Below are 18,588 nucleotides of genomic sequence, written 5' to 3'. Positions count from 1 at the left end.
CGTCTAAGCGCGGTTGGCGATCTCGATCAGGTTGCCATCCGGGTCACGGACATAGAGCGAGACAATCCGCCCCGTGGCCCCGGTGCGGGCGATGGGGCCGATCTCTATCGCGATGCCTTGGGTGGTCAGGTGCTCTTGCCACACCGCCAAAGGCGTCTCGGACAAAAAGCACAGGTCGCCCGAGCCGGGGGTCGCTTGCCTCGCCTTGGGCTCGAATTCGGCCCCAGCGACGTGCAGGTTGATCTTTTGCGTGCCAAAGCTTAGCGCTGAGCGGGTGGTGCCATCGGCAGGGGTGAACTGCGTCACCTCCATCCCCAAAGCCGTATAGAATCGGCAGGTCGTGTCCAGATCGGTGACGGTCAGCACAAGGTGGTCAAGCGACTGGACGGCGGGCGGCTTCATTGAGATAACTCCGGCAAACAAGGAGGACGGCCCATGCAGGATGCAGCCCAGACAGACCAGCGTCAAACCGATGTGATGGACCCAGCCCGCGCGCAGGCCTTGGTGGTTGCGCTGGGGCGCGCGGATCAGATCGGGGCGGGCGATGCCTTGCCGCCGTTTTTCCACCAGATCTACTTTTGGGACGCGCAGCCGCCTGCGCAGCTGGGTCGGGACGGGCATCCGCGTGTGGGTGGGTTGATCCCCGATATGGGGCTGCCCCGGCGCATGTGGGCGGGCGGCGCTTTGGAGTTCCTCGCGCCCCTGCGCGCCGGGCGTCAGGCGGAAAAGGTGACGCGGGTGGAAAAGACGGCTCGCAAGGACGGGCGCACCGGGCCTTTGGGCTTTGTCACGTTGCGGCACGAGATCTGGCAGGATGGCGCGCTGTGCGTCAGCGAAACGCAGGACTTGGTCTACCGCGAAGACCCTGATCCCAGCGCACCCCGCCCCACGCCGCCAAGCGCTCGCGATGACGCGACCCAAGTGCAGGACGTCAGCTTTGATAGCACCTTGCTGTTCCGCTACTCGGCGCTGACCTTCAACGGGCACCGCATCCATTACGATCTGGATTATGCCAAGGACGTCGAAGGTTATCAGGGGCTTGTGGTCCACGGGCCTTTGCTGGCGCAGCTCTTGATGCTGATGGCGCAGGATGCCGCCCCGGTGCAGCGCTTTGCCTTTCGCGCCACTGCGCCGCTCATGCACTTTGAAAGCGCGCAGTTTTGCCGCAACGGCGGCGATATGTGGGTGCGCGGGCCGGACGGGCGGCAATGTATGCAGGCCACCGTCGCCTGAACGAAAAAGCCCCGCCGGGCAGGCGGGGCTGGTACGCATCGGTCGGAATTTAGTAGCCGGTGCCCCGTATCACGACGCGTACGGTCTTAAATAGGGTCAGAACGTCCGTTTTAAAGGACAGCTTGCGCAGATAGGCGCTATCGAACTCGGCCCGCTGGGCAAAGCTGGATTCGTTGCGCACCGAGGTCTGCCAGAACCCGGTGATGCCGGGGCGCAGCGCGTAATAGGCGGTGCCGGGGTAAATCTCTTGCTGGCAGGGCATCATCGGACGCGGGCCAACCAAGGACATATCCCCGCGCAGCACGTTCCACAGCTGCGGCAGCTCGTCGATCGAGGATTTGCGGATCAGGTGGCCGATCTTGGTGATGCGCGGGTCGTGGCGCAGCTTTTGATCGCGGTCCCACTCGGCGCGCGCGGCGGGGTTGTCCGCCAGATAGGCTTCGAGCAGGCGATCAGCGTTCGGCACCATCGAGCGCAGCTTCCACATATAGAAGGTGCGCCCGTTGCGGCCCACGCGTTCCTGGCGGTACAGTGGCGACTTGCCGTCCAGCGCGACCAGCGCGGCAAACACCAGCGTGATCATCAAAACCGGCAGAAAGGCGATCAGCACGAGGGTCACGTCGAGCACCCGTTTGAACACATCGCGGTAGTAGGCGGGACGACGGTCCACGTGGATGGCCTCGTCTATCAGAGCCTCGAATTTTGCCGTCGGCAGCGGCTGGCGAATATGCAGTGTCAAGATGACCTCCCGAGCCATGCGTTGACGGAAGCAGCAAACGGTATCTTTTTGATCATCAGTCTTGGCATGGTGCCCGTCACCGCCTTGGCGGGTTCGGACGCGGGCCCCCAGGCCCCGTTTTTGTACCATACCTCGATCCATTGATCGCTGTTTTACCGTTCAACTCCCAATGTGGAAGCACCAACCCCAAGTGCCGTTTGAAAACGAATTAAGACAAGAATTTGTCCTAAACGCTCGACATATTCAGTTATGCCGCTGCTCTTGTGTTACGTCAACTGAGACGTAGCATGGCAACTTTAGGTTGATTAACGTCTTAGCGCACCGTGGCATTTTAACCTTTCTCTGGCCGCGGCAGGCCTCTGATTTCCATCTAAAAATGGGTTTTCTTGCCCCGTCGGACAAGGGGAATTCCAAGGCTTTGTTAACCCACAGCTGGTTGAGGCATTGTTGCCTTGATGCAGGCCAATTGGCTGTAGGTTTTCGGCTTTATTGTTTTCGGTTTCGAAACAGTTGTCGGGGTTTTTCGGATTCAGGCAGGAATCTCGCCTAGTTTTATGGGGAATCGCCCTTTGCTGTGCCTGTCATTGTCCAAGGTGGGAAACAGTGAGCCGCAGCGATTCCGCGCTGGTCTGGGCGTTTCTCGCGTCATCCGCCGAACGAAACAGTTCTGTGCGGGGCGGGCGTGGTGACATTTTAAGCGCTTTGCAAATGCTGCGCCGCGACAATCTTGAGGGGAAGTGTGCACCTCACGAAATATTACAATCCCTGCAATCGCGTGACCGCGGTGCCCGAATCAAACCCTTTGAGCGCCGCGAATCTGCCTGAATTTGCCCAAAAGGCACCACATTTCCCGGCTGGGCCGACAGAATGTGGCAAGGCTGTCCCATTCGGTGCAGTTGAAAGCAACCTTTGGGGCGGCTATGTCGCTAACACTTTGATGCGCATGACCAAGAGGCGGCCCCGTGACCAACCATCTGCATAAAGGCGATCTGCCCGACGATCTGGACCTTGGCCCGATGGTGGCCATCGACTGTGAAACGATGGGCCTGATCCCCGGTCGCGACCGGTTGTGCGTGGTGCAGCTGTCCGCCGGGGATGGCGACGCGCATCTGGTGCAGATCGCCAAGGGGCAGAGCTCTGCCCCCAATCTCGAACGGCTGCTGACCGACGAGGATGTGCTCAAGCTGTTTCACTACGGGCGGTTCGACATCGCCGCGATGTACAAGACGTTCGGCGCGCTGGCCGCCCCGGTCTATTGCACCAAGATCGCCAGCCGCATGGTGCGCACCTATACGGACCGGCACGGCTTGCGGAACCTGACGCAGGAACTGCTGGGCGTGGACATTTCCAAGCAGCAGCAATCCAGCGACTGGGGCGCGGAAGAGCTGACCGACCCGCAGATTGCTTATGCCGCGTCCGACGTGCTGCACCTGCACAAGCTGCGCGACAAGCTGAACGTCATGCTGGAGCGCGAAGGCCGCACGGCGCTGGCCCAATCGTGTTTCGACTTCCTGCCGACGCGGGCCTTGCTGGACCTCGAAGGCTGGCCGGACACCGACATTTTTGCGCATATGTGATCGGGGATAGGGATGGGGCGGCCACTGGGGTCTTATTCGCGGTTTATCGCTTGGCTCAAGATCCTGCTGCCCATGGCGGCGCTGGCGCTGTTGTCGACCATGTTCCTGCTGTCGCGCGGGGCCAAGCCGGGGATGGACGTGCCCTTTGCCGATACGCTGGTCGGGGGCGAGACCGCCAATCAACAGATCAGCGCGCCCTATTATGCCGGGACCACGCCGCGCGGCGATGTGCTGACCATGTCGGCGCGGGTGGCGCGGGCGGACGGGGAGGGGCTGATCTTTGCCGATGATCTCAGCGCGCATATGCGGCTGAACTCTGGTGGGGATCTGCAACTGGACGCCGCGGCGGCGACGGTGCGCGACGTGACCCAGCAGACGCAGCTGGACGGCGGCGTGCGAATCCAAAGCTCGACCGGCTATGTGGTGACCACCGATAGCCTTTTGTCGGGCCTCGACCGGATCGAGGTCGAGACGCTTGGCCCGGTGCAGGGAAGCGGCCCCGCCGGTACGCTGGAGGCCGGGAAACTGCGCATTGTGCCGACCGAGGATGGCACCGATGTGCAAATGCTGTTCACCGAAGGGGTAAAGCTGCTATATCAGCCCCCAAGACAAGAGAAAGCTGCCCCATGATCCGTCTGCTCGTTACCCTGGCCGCGCTGGCCGTGCCGTCCTTTGCCCTCGCTCAGGCGCAGGTCGCCTTTGGTTCTATGCAGCAGGATACGCGCGCGCCCGTCGAGGTGACCGCCGACGCCTTGTCGGTGAACCAGTCGGATGGCACGGCGCTGTACACCGGCAACGTGGTGATCGCCCAGGGGCAGATGCGCCTTGCTGCGCCGCGCGTGCTGGTCGTCTATGCCGGGGGCGCGGGGCGGATCGAACGGCTGGAGGCGACGGGCGGCGTGACCCTTGTCAGCGGCTCCGAGGCGGCCGAGGCCGACCGCGCCGATTACAATATCGAGGGCGGCGAGGTCGTCATGACCGGCAATGTGTTGCTGACCCAAGGCGACAACGCGCTGACCTCGGGGCGCATGGTGGTGAACCTTGAAACCGGAACGGCGCAGATGTCGGGCCGGGTCAAGACGGTGTTGCAAACTGGAGACGAGTGATGGCGCAACCAGCGCTGACGGTTACAGAGGGCCAGTCCGGCCTGCGGGTCTCGCACCTGCGCAAAAGCTATCGCAAGCGGGTGGTCATCCGGGACGTGACCATGACGCTGGACCGCGGCGAGGTGGTGGCCTTGCTGGGGCCGAACGGGTCGGGCAAGACCACGTCCTTTTACGCCATTGCGGGATTGGTGAACCCCGACGCGGGGCAAGTCTTGATCGACGGGCGTGATGCGACCTATCTGCCGATGTACCGCCGCGCGCGGCTGGGGATCGGCTATCTGCCGCAAGAGATGTCGATCTTTCGCGGGCTGTCGGTCGAAGACAATATCTCTGCCGTGTTGGACATCGCCGAGAAAGACCCGCACCGTCGCCGCGAGCGGCTTGAAGAGCTCTTGGGCGAGTTTTCCATCGAACACCTGCGCCGCGCGCCCGCGCTGGCCCTGTCCGGCGGGGAACGTCGCCGGGTGGAAATCGCGCGCTGTCTGGCCGCCGATCCCAAGTACCTGCTGCTGGATGAACCCTTTGCCGGGGTGGACCCGATCAGCGTTGGCGACATTCGCCACTTGGTCGCGGATCTCAAGACGCGCGGCATCGGTGTGCTGATCACCGACCACAACGTGCGCGAAACCCTAGAGATCGTGGACCGCGCCTATATCCTGCATGACGGCCACGTGTTGATGTCCGGCACACCCGAAGAAGTGGTGCGCAATGAGAACGTCCGGCGGGTCTATTTGGGCGATAGCTTTCGGATCGGTTAAGGCCGGGTCGAGACAGTTTATCCACTGAACAAGATAAATTTGCTGTCAGTTTCGATTGACACCGGCGGCGCTTGGTCGCTCAATAGGGGTATGGCTCCTTGTGCTTGTTCCTTTCTGATCGACAGTCCCTCCCGTTTTCGGGGGCGGGTTTCGACAGACCGGATGGCCGGGGGTCTTCCCTAGATCGCGATCGCCTGAGGCGCCGGGGCAACGTCCCCGGCGGGCGGTCCGGTTTTATAATAAAAAGGATACAATATGCGCTATCAGATCACGGGAAAGCATATCGATATCGGCGAAGCCCTGCAGACGCACGTCCGGGACGAGCTGGGTAACGTCTTGCAAAAATACTCGCAGCGTCCCACCGACGGGACGGTGATCTTTTCCAAGGATGCGCACGAATATGTGTGTGAAACGGTTGTTCACCTGTCCAGTGGCCTGAACGCGGCGGCCAAGGCCCATGCCACAGAAATCTACGCAGCCTTCGATGCTTGCGTCGAAAAGATGGACAAACAGCTGCGCCGCTACAAGCGCCGCCTCAAGGATCACCACAAGGATCGCGCGGAACCCGTTGAACATTTGATGGGCTCCTCGTATATCCTCGCCGGCGAAGGGGATTCGCACGAAGATGAACCCGAAACGCTGCAGCCGATGATCGTGGCCGAGATGGAAACCAAGATCCCCTCTCTGTCGGTCGGTGAAGCGGTGATGCAGATGGAACTGGCTGGCGCCCCGGTGCTGGTGTTCCGCAACGAGAAAAAGGATGGCGTGAACGTCGTGTATCGGCGGGACGACGGCAACATTGGCTGGATCGATCCGTAAAAGCATAGACGCAGCGCCAAGCTAGGCAGGTCGTACATGAAGTTCGTTGATCTCCTCAAACCTGAGGCCGTGAAAGTCGTTTCCGCTGTCACCAGCAAAAAACGCCTGATGCACGATGTCTCTGATTTGGCCGAGAGCGCGTACGGCCTGTCCGCGCAAGTCACCGTCGAAGCGCTGATGGAACGCGAAACGCTGGGGCCGACGGGTGTCGGCCACGGTGTCGCCTTGCCGCACGCCCGTGTGGCGGGGCTGACCGATGTGGTCGGCGCGTTTATCCTGCTGGAACGTCCGATTGATTTCGAAGCGGTGGATCGCCAGCCGGTTGATCTGGTGTTTTCGCTGTTTGCCCCCGAAGAAGCGGGGGTCGAGCACCTTAAGGCGCTGGCCCTGGTGTCGCGCACGCTGCGTCAGGAAACGCTATGCGCCAAGCTGCGCGCGAACCCGGACCCGCAAACGCTGTTTACGATCCTGACCGAGTCCGAGGCGGTGAAGGCCGCCTGAGGCGGCCAAATTCCTTGTGAAAGGAATTTGCAAAAGTTTTTTGAAAACTTTTGCGCGCGCGTGTCTTAGGGTCAGCCCCAGTTATCGAAGCCGAACATGATGTAGTCGCGGGCGTAGGCTTCGCGCGCGAGACTTTCGATCTGGTCGTCGTAGATTTCCGCCAGCGAGAACGGCGCATTCGTCGCCACGGCTTGCGGGTCGGGCGGCGCGGCGTGGCCGACCTGCATCGCCAAGGCCGGCAGGTACGATGCCATTTCATCCTCGCGCACGATCATGTCCGGCAGGGTATAGCTTGCCAGCCCTTCGATACATTGCGCCTGCGTCGCCCAGTGGCCATCGACGCGCACGGCGGTTTGGCCGGACAGGTTCGCCTTGACCCACGCCAGAAAGGCCGTAAACGCCTCGCGGTGGGCGGTCACGTCGTAATCGCTGCCGGGTTCGCCTTCGGGGATGGGCAGGTTGTGGGCGCGGCGCAGGGTCTTGCGAATGCCCTTGAAGCTCCCCTGCTTGGTCGTCAGGATTTTTGAGCAAAACGCCTCATGTGCGCGCGCCAAAGGGTGACGGATCACGGTAAAGCTGCGATGGCCAGGGCGGTCACGTTTCCACGCGCGCAGGGTGCCTTGGCTGAAATCGCGGGTCAGCCCGCCCCAGTCGACGCCGTCCAGCGCGCAAAGCCAGTTTTGTACGGCGGTCTCCGGCCCGGATCGCACCGGCATATACAGAAGCGGCGTCTCAGCAGCGGCGACGTAGGACGGCACCACCGGCCCGCGGCGCGGCTCGAAATTCGGGGTACGAGACAGGTTGAACCGGTCCATCCGCGCCAAGGATTTTTGCATTTCGTCAAAGTTCGATACCTTGTCGGACAGCGGCTCTGGGTTCTGGACCTTGAGCGCGGTGTTCAGGCTGTCCAGCCGCGAATGCGCGCCCAGCCACTGTGCCAGACCGTTCATGATCTCAACGTCCTGAAGGTCTTCGTAATCGACGTAAAACGCGGTCTGCGCGGTCTTTTGCAGGGCGTTCATCAAGGTGATCTGAAAGGCCTGAAGCTCGGCCACGTGCTCTTCGAATTCGGGGGCGTCGAAGTGCGCTTGGGCCTCTTTGCGGCGTTTGACGTTGGTCAGTTTCCACTGGTTGGTGGCGCGGGCGATCTTCCAACTGACGTAGCTTTCGGCGGGGTTGCGGGTCAGCACGATCTTGGCGACCTTGGGGTCGAGCAGCAGCGCGTCCAGCACCCGCGGATCGTGGTTGTGAAAGTAGCGAAAGCCGCCGATCCCGCCGGGGGTCGCCTTGCGGATTTGCGATAGCAGACGCAGCGGGTCGCGGTCGCGTTCGTCCTGCGTGATGCCCAGGATGTCGTCCGACTTGGGGTAGCCGATGAAATGCGGGTTAAACGCCTCGCCGTGGCAGGTGATGCCGTCGAATGTGTTCAAATTGGCCTCGAGAAAATTGGACCCGGTGCGCATTTCGGCGAACACGACAAAACAGTCGAAACGGTCGGACATAGAAGGCCTTATTTCTTGATCAAATACGGTTTGCGCTTTGAGGAACGCGCGTTTCTGGGGGCGGGGTCAACCGGGAAATCGCCCATCAGGTAGGGGTGCATCCCCTGGTTCTTCAAATTTTGCAAGAATTGGCCAAATCCTGTGAGGTTTTCCATGCGCGGCGCTTCGGCCAGTCGGCGCAGGGACTTTTGCCCGATCTCGTCGATGATGACCTGCAAGGGCTCCATCGGGCTTTCGATGAACTCGGCCATGGTCCAGATGCGTACGCGGGCCTTGACGTCGGGGCTGCGCAGCTCGTCCAGCATTCGGCTCTCGATCTTTTGCAGCGCCGCCGCCTCGGCCCGAAGGTCGGCGAAGTTGGCGTTGGACTGAAACAAAGGCACAGCCCAAGCACCTGAAATCACGCTGATTTGCGCGTTGGGGTCACGGGACATGTGCCAGTTGATCTTGGGGTTGTCGTGCGGCCCGTATTGAAAGCATTGGCGTTCGCCGCGCGTGTTCCACAAAAGGTTGGTCAGGAACGCTTTTGGATTGGCATCGCGCAATTTAGCGTTATCGGACAGGGCGCCATTGATGACGGTCTGACCGCCGGCGAACTCGGCCCGCTTGGGGCCATAAAGGTGGCCGTGCACCTGCGCCCCCGTAGCGCGGCTTAACCATGTTTCGAAATCGTGGAAAAGCTCGGAAAACCCTTGGAAAACCGAGTATTTCCCCGCCGTCACGCCATTTTCCCAGCCATAGTTGGGAAAGCGCGACTGCATATACAGGCCGGGTCGGCCCCGGGTCCGGCGATCGACGGCCTTGGCGAAAATGCGGTCGATCTTGCCGGGGTTGGGTTCCTGACGAGACATGGCGCGGTCGGGATCGGTCAGAAACGCCTCATAGAGACGGTCGGCGTGCGGCCAGATTTTGCGCGCGATAAAGCAGTCGGACCGCCGCAGCAGTTGCAGGTGGTCATCGTAAAAGATGTGCGGTTTGCCCTGAAAGTCGAACTTGGACAGGGTCAGCGAGCGGCTCTCGATATTGGTGGAATACAGGCGCGCGAGGGTCTGGAAATAACTCTCGTCGGGGATCCACACCCGCTTGAAATAGCTGTCGTATTTGTGGCGATCGGGGTCTTGCAGGATGGCGGACAGGGTCTGGCGCGTCAGGCACCACCACTGGCTGCCCATATGCGGCACGAGACCGTTGGGAATGATCCGTTTGTAGCCGACCATCCGCTGCAATTCCACAAAGCGATCAAAGAGATATCGATGTTTGCGCCATGAAAACGGGAAGTGCAGGGTGAACCGTTCCTGATCCAGCCCCCCCACGGTCCAAGGCACATCGGCGGTGGTCGCGCTTTCGATAAAGTCGGTGCGCGGGCGCTGCGCGAGGTATTCGACCAGCTCGTCCACCGGGCGTAGCGGCAGGCACGACCCAGAGGCCAAGTAGACGTGCCGCACCTCTTCGAACCGCTCCAGCATCAGCTCGGACGCATCCTGCGAGGCGGCGACCAGCCCCCATGTCCCCCATTCACAGCGATGGCGTTTGGAAAACAGCACCGATGGCACATCGGCGAGGCTGGCGACAAAGGCGTCATAGGTCGGCTTGGGCACCATTTTGTCGACGTGGATCACCACGGGGCAGCCGCCGCGCGCCCAGTGACGCGCCACCTGCTCGGCGCGGTTCAGCGCCGTGTGCACCAGCATCACGATCCCGACGGTCACGCCCAGTTCCCCTTGGACATGAGGCCGAGGATCTCAAGCTGGCGCCAGTTGATGTATTTCTCGGACCATTTGCACCACAGGTCCGGGTTGTCTTTGACCGCGTCGGCATAGGCGATGTATTCTCGGCTCGCGCCATAGTGCTGGCCGCGGGTCAGCTCCTCTTCGGCCTTTTCGGAAAAGGTGGACAGGAATTTCGTGTGCAGCAGGATGCCGCTGGCCTTTTCACCGCCCCATTCGTCGTAAACAAGGTTCAGCCCGCGCGGCAGCAGGTTGTGCGTGGACGACACATAGGCATAGCGCCGATCCCAGCGCACCAGCGGTACCTTGTTGAGCGCCGGGGCCAGCATCGGCTTGTCGGCAAAGAACACGCGCGCGCGCGGCCCGCCTTGGATCCAGAGGTTCCCCATCTCGGGGTTGCGCTGCACCGTGTAGTTGCCCGCATCGAACCAAGAGGCAATGTCCAGCGGGTTCTGCCCAGCCTGATAGGGCTGCTGGTCCATCCGGCCCTTGGGGTACATGTCCAGCAACATGGCGCTGAAGGATTTGATCGACGAGGCATCCAGCCAGTCGGTCAGCGCACGCAAGGGACGCGTGTCGCAGAACGGATAAAGGAACAGCTCATCGGGATCGACGGTCAGGCACCAATGATCATGGCCGTATTTCATCAGCAGCCAGTTCATCCAATCCACGCCAAAGCGCGAGCGCTTATAGCTGGCGCGGGTGGTCCAGACGCTGACATCGGGCTGGCGGGCGAGGTAATCCAGCGACCCATCGGTGGAGTCGTTGTCCACCATGAAAAAGTGGTTCACGCCCATGTCGCGGTAATACTTGAGGAAATACGGCAGGCGCACGCCCTCGTTGCGCATGGTGGAAAACACCAGCAGATCGCTGGGGCGCACATCCGACGCCCGATTGGCCACGGGCCGCAGTTCACGGCGTTTGCGAAACGCCCGGATGCGCCAGCGTCTGCGTCTTAGTCGCAGCTTATATGACTGCCATGCGCCCAAACATGTTTTCCTTGTTATCCCCGGCGTCCCGGAGGCCTTTTTTTGCTGCCTATCAGATCAACCTTAACACAGCCTTGAAATGTGCCTCCCATGTGGGGGGGATGAATTCAGGCGGCGCGGCGTTTCCGGTTTGGCGACAATCAGCCAAATATCGCATTTTTGCTAACCAAAGATAACCATCTGACACATCGGCGTAAACGGGAATATTTCCCAACGTCTCCCGGTAGATGGGCAGGTCGTGACACAGCACCGGAACGCCAAGGGCGGCGGCTTCGATCGGGGGCAGGCCGTAACCTTCGGCGAGGCTGGGGAACAGCAGGGCGGCAGCGCCTTGGATCAGGGCAAAGACTTGGTCGTCGGGTAAATCGTTCAGCTCGAACACGCGCGGGGGCCCCGCGTCGAGGCGGGCAAAGACCTGATGGTTTTCCCAGCCGCGATTGCCAAGGATCAGCAGGTCGGCGTCCATCTCGGGCCAGAGGTCCAGCAAAAAGGCGTGGTTCTTGCGCGGCTCGATGGTGCCGAGGGTGACGAAATAGGGCTTGGTCCAAGGACCGTCCGGCGCGGTCCCCGGCTGCGGCACAGGCACGCCGAGCAATGCGACGACGGTTTCGGGCCGCAAGGGGGCGACGTGGCGCAGCACATCGGCGCGCGTCTGGGCCGAGTTGCAGATCAGCAGATCGGCGTGGCGCGCGGCACGGGTCAGGAAATGGCGAAAGCGGTCCACCGTGCCGGGGCGCTGGTATTGCGGGTGGTCCAAGGGGATCGTGTCGTGGATCAGCACGGCGACGCGGGCGTGGATCAGGCGCAGCGCCGACAGCACGCGCTCGGTCAGGTTGGTGTGGCCGGTGTTGATGTAGTGCACGCCCTCGGGCAGGTGCCGCCGCAGCATGGCGGACAGGCGGATCGGCAGGCAGCGGGCAAGGCACAACCGCCGGACGTCGGCCTCGGCGCGGGCGCGCGTGGGGTGCATGTCGCGTGTCAGCCGCGACAGCCGGTCCGCCGCGCCCCACTGACCGCTGACCAGCCTGTCGCGCAAGGCCGCACAGCCCGCATGGTCCAGCAGAGCATAGCCCAGCGAGGTGCGCACCAGCCCCCACAGCGGGCCAGCGCCCAGCAAATGATCCAGATAGGCAAACTCGACACGGTCCACGCCGGTCATGGGACGACCCGCGCGACTGACCAGCCGCGTCAGGTCGAGCAGGCGGTTAACCTTCGTAGTGGCCATTCTTGTGCCAACGCCAGGCGTCAGCGATCATCTGCGCCATGGTGGACCGATCTGCTTTCCAGCCCAGTTCCGCCCCGGCGCGGGTCGAGCCGCTGACCAGCTTGGTGGCGTCGCCTGCGCGGCGCGGGCCTTCGGTGCAGGGCACGGGCAGGTTGGTGACGGTGCCCGCGGCATCAATGACTTCGCGCACGGAAAAGCCCTGCCCGGTGCCAAGGTTGAACACCCGGCTTCCCTTGCCATCCCGCAGCCATTTCAGCCCCAGAACATGTGCGTCGACCAAATCGCAAACATGCACGTAGTCGCGAATGCAGGTGCCGTCGGGCGTGTCATAATCGGTGCCGTGGATGGTCAGGCCGGGACGTTTGCCGTCGATCGCCTCCAGCATCACCGGGATCAAGTGCGTCTCAGGGCGGTGGTGTTCGCCCACCTCGCCCTCGGGGTCGGCGCCAGCCACGTTGAAATACCGAAAGATCACCGAGCGCAGACCATACGCCGCCTCGAAATCGCGCAGGATGTTTTCCACCGCGCGCTTGGACGCGCCATAGGCGTTCAGCGGCTCTTGCGGGGTGTTCTCGTCCAGCACGACGTTGTCATGCTCGCCATAGGTGGCGCAGGTCGAGGAGAACACGAAGTCCAGACAGCCCGCATCCACGGCGGCCTCGATCAGGGTCAGCGACCCTTCGACATTGTTGCGCCAGTACATGCCGGGTTTTGCCATCGCCTCGCCCACCTGGGACAGGGCGGCAAAGTGCATCACGGCCACGGGTTTGTATTGGGCAAAGACCTGGTCCAGACGGGCGCGATCCAGCAGGTCGCCACGCTCGAACGGGCCGAATTTCACCGCGTCCTGCCAACCGGTGACCAGATTGTCAAAAACGACGGGAGTGTATCCCGCCGTTTTCAAAGCCTTGCAGGCGTGGCTGCCGATGTAGCCGGCCCCGCCCGTCACAAGTACGTTCGTCATGTTTATTCAGCAGCCTTCCGCGATGCCATCACCTCTTGCAGGTAACCTTCGAGGTCGTCGCGCAGCTCGTCGCGGGCAAGGCCAAAGGCCACGGTTGCCTGCAAGAAGCCCGCCTTGGACCCGCAGTCAAAACGCTGGCCGCGGAAGCGGTAGCCGTAAACGCCGGTTTCCTCGTTGTCGATTTCCTGCGCGATGGCGTCGGTCAGCTGGATTTCACCGCCTGCGCCGGCCTTCATCTTGTTGAGGTTCTTAAAGATGTTGGGCGACAGAATGTAACGGCCAATCACGGCAAGGTTGGACGGCGCGGCCTCTGCCTTGGGCTTTTCGACCATGCCCTTGACCTTGACCATCGACCCCATGTCCTCGGCCACGTCGAGCACACCATAGGCCGACACGCGTTCCTGCGGCACTTCCATCGCGGCGACCATGTTGCCGCCGGTTTCCTCGTAGGCTTCGACCATCTGTTGCAGACAGGGCTTTTCGGCGGCGATCACGTCGTCGGGCAGCATCACCGCAAAGGGTTCGTTGTGGACCAGACGGCGCGCGCACCAGATGGCATGGCCCAGACCCAGCGCTTTGTGCTGGCGGATGTAGGCGATCTCGCCCGAGTCCATGTTGGTGTTCTTGAGGATTTCCAGCAGGTCATCCTTGCCCTTTTTGCGCAGCTCTTGTTCCAGCTGCGGGGCGTGGTCAAAGTAGTCCTCCAGCGCGCCCTTGCCGCGCGAGGTCACAAAGATGAATTCCTTGATGCCAGCGGCACGCGCTTCGTCGATGGCATATTGTACCAGCGGACGATCCACCAAGGTCATGATTTCTTTTGGCACCGACTTGGTCGCGGGCAAAAAGCGGGTCCCCATACCGGCCACCGGAAAAATCGCCTTGGTTACCTTTTTACGCATAGCGCCTTGCTCCTTTGTCATTCGCTCTTAGCCTAAAGTATGAGCGATCCCGTCGCACCATACAAATTTAGACGCCTTTTTCCCTAGGTTTCGATGCAAAAGCATTCAAAACGATTAATTTTTCTACATCGCGGGGCGGGGATTGTGGATTATTCCCCGCGCACTGCGGCGACCCTGGCCTGTTCGATCCTTAGTCTTGAGGAGAACGTTCGAAAACGGAAAAACGTTCCCTCTCTGATTGAGCGGCCAAAGAGACCGCCTGACTGTTGCCAAAATCCGTCAAAATCATACCAAACGCGATGAAATTGTGTCGTTGATGTAAACAAATAGACCGAGGGGATGTCGCCCTTGGCGGCATGGTCCCTGGCCTGCGCGCGCAAGGCTTTGCGCTGCCAGATGCGGCCCGCCAGCGTGACGCGCGGGGCATCAAGACGGCTGGGATAGGGCAGGAAGTCTTGCGTCGGCTCAGGGCGCGGAGGTGTGTCGCCGAACGCTCGCGTCTCTCCCTGTTTGCCCCCCTTGCGCAGCCCCGCCATCAGGCGCATCACGTCGTCCGGCCCCAGCGGGCCACGTTGCATCAGCCGCAGCAGGCGCAGGCGTTGCTCGGTGCGAAAGGCTTTCCACGCCGGTTTGTGCTGCTTCGCCGGGGCGTGTTTGCGCAGGAACACCCGCTGAGAGGCGGCGATCTGGGTCAGATCCTTGGGGGTGCGGTCGCGCGTGCGGCGCTCAGACTCTGCGAACCCGTGGTGGACCTGCGCCAAGGGCGCAAGCGCGACGGTGTGGCCTTCGGCTGCGAGCCGCAGGTTCAGGTCGGTCTCATCAAGGTAAAAGTGAAAGGCGGGGTCAAAGCCCCCCAGCGCGGCCAGCACTTCGCGCCGGACGGCCATATTGGTGCCCTCGGTCTTGAGCGCGTGCAGCGGGGGCAGCTGAGGCACCACCGGATCGGTGCCCGTTATATCCAAGGGGTGGGCTTGGCCCAGCACATCGACGCTGCGCGCTGTCCATTGAAAGGAAATGCCATTGCGCCCGATCACATAGCCGCCCACCGCGTCGGCCCCGGTGTCAAAGGGCGCTGTCAGGTGGCGCAGCCACAGCGGCTCTGGCACGGCGTCGTCGTCGATAAAGGCGACGATCTCGCCCGCGGCCGCATCAATCCCCAGATTGCGCGCGGCAGAGATATTGGCCTCATCAAAGGGGATCAGCTTGATGTGGTCGGCATCCGGGCGGGCCTGTACCGCCGCCACACCCGCAGGGCAGGCGACGGTGACGATCTCGAACGGGGCGTAATCGACCTGTGACAGGCCGGTCAGGCAGCGCATCAGCGCCTCGGGCCGGCCTCGGCTGACCACGACGACGCTGACGGGGCGCATGGATTACGCCTCTTGCAGGTCGACGCCGGGGGCGTAGGCGATAAAGAAGGGGTTGGCGAACCCGTCCTTGCCGTAGGTCAGCGGCGTGTGATCGTCAAAGCGCACCACGCGCCCGCCCGCGCCGTTCAGCACCGCGTGGCCTGCGGCGGTGTCCCACTCCATCGTGCGGCCCACGCGCGGGTAGATGTCGGCCTCCCCGGTGGCCACGAGGCAGAACTTGAGCGAGGAGCCGGCGCTTTTGGAATCGGCGACCTGATACTTGTTGATGTAGTCGTCGGTGGCCTGATCGCGGTGCGATTTCGAGGCGACGACCATCAAGGCAGAGTTGTTCGGCTCGGACACGCGGATCGGCTTGGTTTCCCCAACGGTGTCCAGATCGAACGGGCCCATTTCCTCGACCGTGGCGCCGGTGGCGGTGGTGTAGAACATGCGGTTCCGCGCCGGGGCATAGACCACGCCGCGCGTCGGGATGCCGTTTTCGACCAGCGCGATGTTCACGGTGAAATCGCCGCGGCGCTTGATGAACTCCTTGGTGCCATCCAGCGGGTCGACGATCAAAAAGGTCATGGCGCTGACGTCGTGGCTGTCGGCTTGCTCTTCGGTCACAAGCGCCACGTCCGGGAACGCCGCGCGCAGACCCGCCGAGATGATCGCGTCGGCGGCTTCGTCGGCTGCGGTGACGGGGCTGTCGTCGGATTTGACTTTGACGTCAAAATCGTCGGCTTCGTAGATTTCCATGATCTTGGCGCCGCCTTCGAGGGCCAGACGACGCATGACAGTGGTGAGGTCAGAATAGTTCATGTTTCAGATTCCTTGACCCGCCCGCGCGGGTTTATTGATTTGAAAGCTTGACCGTCTTATGCTGCCTCTCAACAAGAACGGCAAGGATGCCGTCAACCTATGGCAGCGTATCGGAGCAGGTACCATGTTTCAGACCACAACCCGGCGCACGCGTCTGGGCTCGGCGGTTTATACCGCCGAACTGATCTACCACAACGCCGTCCGCTCGGTGCGCAAGACCCACGGCAACGCGTTCATGGCGATCTTTATGAACATGCTGCAAACGATCATCTTCGTTCTGGCGTTCTATTTCATGTTCTACATCCTTGGGATGCGTGGTCAGGCGATGCGCGGGGACTTCCTTGTGTACATTATGACGGGCGTGTTTTTGTACATGACCCACACCAAGACGATGGGCGCGGTTGTCGGGTCCGAAGGGCCGGCCAGCCCGATGATGCAGCACGCGCCGATGAACACCGCCGTGGCGATTGCCTCTGCGATGCTGAGCAGTCTTTATATCCAGGTGCTGTCGCTGGTGGCGATCCTGTTTGTCTATGACGTGGCCTTTAACCCCTATGTGATGGGCGACATTCACGACCCGGTGGGCTGTCTTGCGATGCTGCTGCTGTCGTGGTTTTCCGGCGCGGCGCTGGGGATGGTGTTCCTCGCGGCCAAGCCTTGGTTCCCGACGCCGGTCAGCATTGCCTCGACGATCTATCAGCGGGCGAACATGATCGCCTCTGGCAAGATGTTCGTGGCCAACACGCTGCCGACCTACATGCTGGTGATGTTCGACTGGAACCCGCTGTTTCACACCATCGACCAGGCCCGTGGCTACGCTTTTGTAAATTACAACCCCCGGAATTCCGACTGGGAGTATGCGCTGACTGTGTCTATCGTCCTGCTCATGATTGGATTGATGGGTGAGTTTTACACCCGCAAACATGCTTCTGCATCTTGGGGCGCGCGGCGGTAATGCGCTTCGCGTAGGCGAAATGATTAAGACTGTAGCTTTGATGATCCTGCTGGCGGGCTCTGCGGCGGCGCAGGACTTGCCTGCTTTGTATAATGTGACGGGCGTTGCCTCGGACGACATTTTGAACGTGCGCACGCGGCCCATGGCCTCGGCCAATGTGATCGGCACGCTGGCCTATGATGCCACCGGCGTCGAGGTGCTCGAAGAGGAAAATGGCTGGGGCCGGGTGAACGTGGATGGCCAGCCGGGCTGGGCGAATCTGCGCTTTCTGGCCGAGGTGCCGGGCAGCCAGATCACCGGCGCGGCGCAGTTCAACTGTTTCGGCACCGAGCCGTTCTGGTCGGTCTTTGTGCGCCCCGAGGATCAGGTGGTGTTTTCCACGCCGCAGGACCCGGACCGCGCCTATAGCGTTGGCGCATTGGTCACCGCATCGGGGCGGTTCAGCCCGCACGCCATTCTGGGCACCGCGCCGGGGCAGAACATCAGCGTGACGGTGTCTCAGCGCGCCTGCACCGACGGCATGTCCGACAACGCCTTCGGATTCGAGGGCACGGTGATCACCAGCGGATACGATACGCAGGTCTATTCCGGCTGCTGCACCTTGCAGGTCGACTAAGTCACCACCCGCAAGGTCAGGTTGATGCGCCCGCCGTTGGGCAACAGCGTGCTGGAGCCAAAGCGGATGCGGTCCACGCCGTGATAGGCCAGCCGCGCCGCGCCGCCCATGACCACCACATCGCCTGAACGCAGCCAAACGGATTCGGTCTTGCCGCCGCGGGTTTGATTGCCCATGCGGAAGAGGCCTTCGTCGCCCAAGGATATGGACACCACGGGACAGGCAAAATCGCCTTCGTCCTTGTCCTGGTGCAGGCCCATGCGCGCGCCTTCCCCGTACCAGTTGATCAGGCAGCACTCGGGCGCGCGGTCACAGCCCGCCACCTCTTGCCAGACGTCCAGGACCTGCGCCGGGATTGGCGGCCAAGGCGTGCCGTTCGGGTGCGCCCGTTCATAGCGATAGCCCTGCCTGTCGGTGATCCAGCCATAGTCCCCCGCCGCTGACATGCGCACCGACATGGGCTGACCGCGCGGCGTCACGGGTTGCACCAGCGGCGCTTGCGCCAAGACCGCGCGCAGCTCTGCGACCAAGCGTTCCTGCGCGGGCCGGTCCAGAAAATCGGGGTAAATGACAAAGCCTTTCTGCTCAATCACGGGGCGCATGGCGCAGTCCTTTCGAGGTTATGAACCAAACTGTGGTATTTGTGCAAAAAAGCCACCCGTCCAACGCTTGCAGCGTGCAAATCGCCTCCTTATATACCGTCCGAGCGCTGATGCAGGCCACGCCTGACACAGCCAAATCAATGCGGGGCAGGATGCCATAACGGGTCCGACGCCTCGTGACATCGCCTTGAGACAGAAAGGGATC

20 protein-coding genes are annotated in these 18,588 nt (G+C 61.9%); 9 read left to right on the top strand and 11 right to left on the bottom strand.

Features of this window, described 5'->3' with window-relative positions:
- Positions 1–3: 3 nt before the first annotated feature.
- The gene (locus tag B9A11_RS08130) at positions 4–402 is read right to left on the bottom strand and encodes a VOC family protein (RefSeq protein ID WP_058247905.1); all 399 of its coding nucleotides are present in this window, start codon (positions 400–402) and stop codon (positions 4–6) included.
- Positions 403–435: 33 nt separating this feature from the next.
- Here B9A11_RS08130 and B9A11_RS08125 point away from each other — a divergent pair, with 33 nt between their 5' ends.
- A complete protein-coding gene (locus B9A11_RS08125; RefSeq protein WP_058247904.1) occupies positions 436–1,233 on the top strand; it encodes an HTD2 family dehydratase in 798 nt (265 codons plus the stop codon).
- 49 nt (positions 1,234–1,282) lie between these two features.
- Here the strand turns inward: B9A11_RS08125 and B9A11_RS08120 are convergent, their stop codons facing one another.
- Positions 1,283–1,972, bottom strand: a complete 690-nt coding sequence (locus B9A11_RS08120; RefSeq protein ID WP_058248206.1) for a sugar transferase — start codon at positions 1,970–1,972, stop codon at positions 1,283–1,285.
- A 962-nt stretch (positions 1,973–2,934) separates the two neighbouring features.
- On the opposite strand from B9A11_RS08120, the gene B9A11_RS08115 reads away from it, so the two are divergent.
- From B9A11_RS08115 to B9A11_RS08090, 6 genes are all read left to right on the top strand, one after another.
- Entirely contained in the window at positions 2,935–3,549 is a 615-nt protein-coding gene (locus tag B9A11_RS08115) for a ribonuclease D (RefSeq protein WP_058247903.1), read from the top strand.
- Between the two features lie 12 nt (positions 3,550–3,561).
- On the top strand, positions 3,562–4,179 hold the full coding sequence (locus B9A11_RS08110) for a hypothetical protein (RefSeq protein WP_058247902.1): 618 nt from the start codon (positions 3,562–3,564) through the stop codon (positions 4,177–4,179).
- Entirely contained in the window at positions 4,176–4,655 is a 480-nt protein-coding gene (gene lptA, locus B9A11_RS08105; RefSeq protein WP_083499865.1) for a lipopolysaccharide transport periplasmic protein LptA, read from the top strand. Before B9A11_RS08110 ends, lptA begins: the two co-directional genes overlap by 4 nt.
- Entirely contained in the window at positions 4,655–5,413 is a 759-nt protein-coding gene (lptB, locus tag B9A11_RS08100; protein ID WP_058247901.1) for an LPS export ABC transporter ATP-binding protein, read from the top strand. Before lptA ends, lptB begins: the two co-directional genes overlap by 1 nt.
- A 255-nt stretch (positions 5,414–5,668) precedes the next feature.
- A complete protein-coding gene (gene hpf / locus B9A11_RS08095; protein WP_058247900.1) occupies positions 5,669–6,232 on the top strand; it encodes a ribosome hibernation-promoting factor, HPF/YfiA family in 564 nt (187 codons plus the stop codon).
- 36 nt (positions 6,233–6,268) lie between these two features.
- The gene (locus tag B9A11_RS08090) at positions 6,269–6,733 is read left to right on the top strand and encodes a PTS sugar transporter subunit IIA (protein WP_058247899.1); all 465 of its coding nucleotides are present in this window, start codon (positions 6,269–6,271) and stop codon (positions 6,731–6,733) included.
- Positions 6,734–6,804: 71 nt separating this feature from the next.
- On the opposite strand, the gene B9A11_RS08085 is transcribed toward B9A11_RS08090, so the two are convergent.
- The 8 genes from B9A11_RS08085 to cysQ all read right to left on the bottom strand — a co-directional run bounded on the left by B9A11_RS08085 (position 6,805) and on the right by cysQ (position 16,210).
- On the bottom strand, positions 6,805–8,235 hold the full coding sequence (locus B9A11_RS08085; protein ID WP_058247898.1) for a sulfotransferase family 2 domain-containing protein: 1,431 nt from the start codon (positions 8,233–8,235) through the stop codon (positions 6,805–6,807).
- Positions 8,236–8,243: 8 nt separating this feature from the next.
- Entirely contained in the window at positions 8,244–9,944 is a 1,701-nt protein-coding gene (locus B9A11_RS08080) for a DUF5927 domain-containing protein (protein WP_058247897.1), read from the bottom strand.
- On the bottom strand, positions 9,941–10,927 hold the full coding sequence (locus tag B9A11_RS08075; RefSeq protein WP_234988788.1) for a glycosyltransferase family 2 protein: 987 nt from the start codon (positions 10,925–10,927) through the stop codon (positions 9,941–9,943). The genes B9A11_RS08080 and B9A11_RS08075 overlap by 4 nt, the downstream gene beginning before the upstream one ends.
- A 76-nt stretch (positions 10,928–11,003) precedes the next feature.
- Positions 11,004–12,176 (bottom strand): glycosyltransferase family 4 protein, encoded by a 1,173-nt coding sequence (locus tag B9A11_RS08070; RefSeq protein WP_058247895.1) that lies wholly within the window; start codon positions 12,174–12,176, stop codon positions 11,004–11,006.
- On the bottom strand, positions 12,157–13,140 hold the full coding sequence (galE, locus tag B9A11_RS08065; RefSeq protein WP_058247894.1) for a UDP-glucose 4-epimerase GalE: 984 nt from the start codon (positions 13,138–13,140) through the stop codon (positions 12,157–12,159). The genes B9A11_RS08070 and galE overlap by 20 nt, the downstream gene beginning before the upstream one ends.
- A gap of 2 nt (positions 13,141–13,142) precedes the next feature.
- Positions 13,143–14,039: a UTP--glucose-1-phosphate uridylyltransferase GalU gene (gene galU, locus B9A11_RS08060; RefSeq protein ID WP_058247893.1), complete on the bottom strand. Its 897-nt coding sequence runs from the start codon at positions 14,037–14,039 to the stop codon at positions 13,143–13,145.
- 149 nt (positions 14,040–14,188) lie between these two features.
- Positions 14,189–15,409 (bottom strand): glycosyltransferase family 2 protein, encoded by a 1,221-nt coding sequence (locus tag B9A11_RS08055; RefSeq protein WP_058247892.1) that lies wholly within the window; start codon positions 15,407–15,409, stop codon positions 14,189–14,191.
- 3 nt (positions 15,410–15,412) lie between these two features.
- Positions 15,413–16,210, bottom strand: a complete 798-nt coding sequence (cysQ, locus tag B9A11_RS08050; protein WP_058247891.1) for a 3'(2'),5'-bisphosphate nucleotidase CysQ — start codon at positions 16,208–16,210, stop codon at positions 15,413–15,415.
- 124 nt (positions 16,211–16,334) lie between these two features.
- Between cysQ and B9A11_RS08045 the strand changes: the two genes are divergently transcribed.
- Together B9A11_RS08045 and B9A11_RS08040 are read left to right on the top strand one after the other, a co-directional pair.
- Complete coding sequence (locus B9A11_RS08045; RefSeq protein ID WP_058248204.1) at positions 16,335–17,165, top strand: ABC transporter permease; 831 nt, start codon at positions 16,335–16,337, stop codon at positions 17,163–17,165.
- Between the two features lie 19 nt (positions 17,166–17,184).
- On the top strand, positions 17,185–17,781 hold the full coding sequence (locus B9A11_RS08040; RefSeq protein WP_159452483.1) for a COG3650 family protein: 597 nt from the start codon (positions 17,185–17,187) through the stop codon (positions 17,779–17,781).
- Here B9A11_RS08040 and B9A11_RS08035 read toward each other — a convergent pair.
- On the bottom strand, positions 17,778–18,383 hold the full coding sequence (locus B9A11_RS08035) for an alpha-ketoglutarate-dependent dioxygenase AlkB family protein (RefSeq protein ID WP_058247889.1): 606 nt from the start codon (positions 18,381–18,383) through the stop codon (positions 17,778–17,780). The two genes, B9A11_RS08040 and B9A11_RS08035, sit on opposite strands and share 4 nt — an antisense overlap.
- Positions 18,384–18,588: the final 205 nt, after the last annotated feature.

The organism is Tropicibacter naphthalenivorans (genome assembly GCF_900176475.1).
Taxonomy (GTDB): Bacteria; Pseudomonadota; Alphaproteobacteria; order Rhodobacterales; family Rhodobacteraceae; genus Tropicibacter; species Tropicibacter naphthalenivorans.
This window is presented reverse-complemented; position numbering and strand designations above follow the sequence as displayed.

Bases quoted from the DNA above. Each gene is read 5' to 3' on its own strand.
- B9A11_RS08130 (WP_058247905.1), bottom strand. From the start codon at position 402: ATGAAGCCGCCCGCCGTCCAGTCGCTTGACCACCTTGTGCTGACCGTC.
- B9A11_RS08045 (WP_058248204.1), top strand. From the start codon at position 16,335: ATGTTTCAGACCACAACCCGGCGCACGCGTCTGGGCTCGGCGGTTTAT.
- B9A11_RS08055 (WP_058247892.1), bottom strand. From the start codon at position 15,409: ATGCGCCCCGTCAGCGTCGTCGTGGTCAGCCGAGGCCGGCCCGAGGCG.
- B9A11_RS08035 (WP_058247889.1), bottom strand. From the start codon at position 18,383: ATGCGCCCCGTGATTGAGCAGAAAGGCTTTGTCATTTACCCCGATTTT.
- B9A11_RS08110 (WP_058247902.1), top strand. From the start codon at position 3,562: ATGGGGCGGCCACTGGGGTCTTATTCGCGGTTTATCGCTTGGCTCAAG.
- hpf (WP_058247900.1), top strand. From the start codon at position 5,669: ATGCGCTATCAGATCACGGGAAAGCATATCGATATCGGCGAAGCCCTG.
- B9A11_RS08090 (WP_058247899.1), top strand. From the start codon at position 6,269: ATGAAGTTCGTTGATCTCCTCAAACCTGAGGCCGTGAAAGTCGTTTCC.
- B9A11_RS08125 (WP_058247904.1), top strand. From the start codon at position 436: ATGCAGGATGCAGCCCAGACAGACCAGCGTCAAACCGATGTGATGGAC.
- galE (WP_058247894.1), bottom strand. From the start codon at position 13,140: ATGACGAACGTACTTGTGACGGGCGGGGCCGGCTACATCGGCAGCCAC.
- B9A11_RS08040 (WP_159452483.1), top strand. From the start codon at position 17,185: ATGATTAAGACTGTAGCTTTGATGATCCTGCTGGCGGGCTCTGCGGCG.
- lptA (WP_083499865.1), top strand. From the start codon at position 4,176: ATGATCCGTCTGCTCGTTACCCTGGCCGCGCTGGCCGTGCCGTCCTTT.
- cysQ (WP_058247891.1), bottom strand. From the start codon at position 16,210: ATGAACTATTCTGACCTCACCACTGTCATGCGTCGTCTGGCCCTCGAA.
- galU (WP_058247893.1), bottom strand. From the start codon at position 14,039: ATGCGTAAAAAGGTAACCAAGGCGATTTTTCCGGTGGCCGGTATGGGG.
- B9A11_RS08085 (WP_058247898.1), bottom strand. From the start codon at position 8,235: ATGTCCGACCGTTTCGACTGTTTTGTCGTGTTCGCCGAAATGCGCACC.
- B9A11_RS08070 (WP_058247895.1), bottom strand. From the start codon at position 12,176: ATGGCCACTACGAAGGTTAACCGCCTGCTCGACCTGACGCGGCTGGTC.
- lptB (WP_058247901.1), top strand. From the start codon at position 4,655: ATGGCGCAACCAGCGCTGACGGTTACAGAGGGCCAGTCCGGCCTGCGG.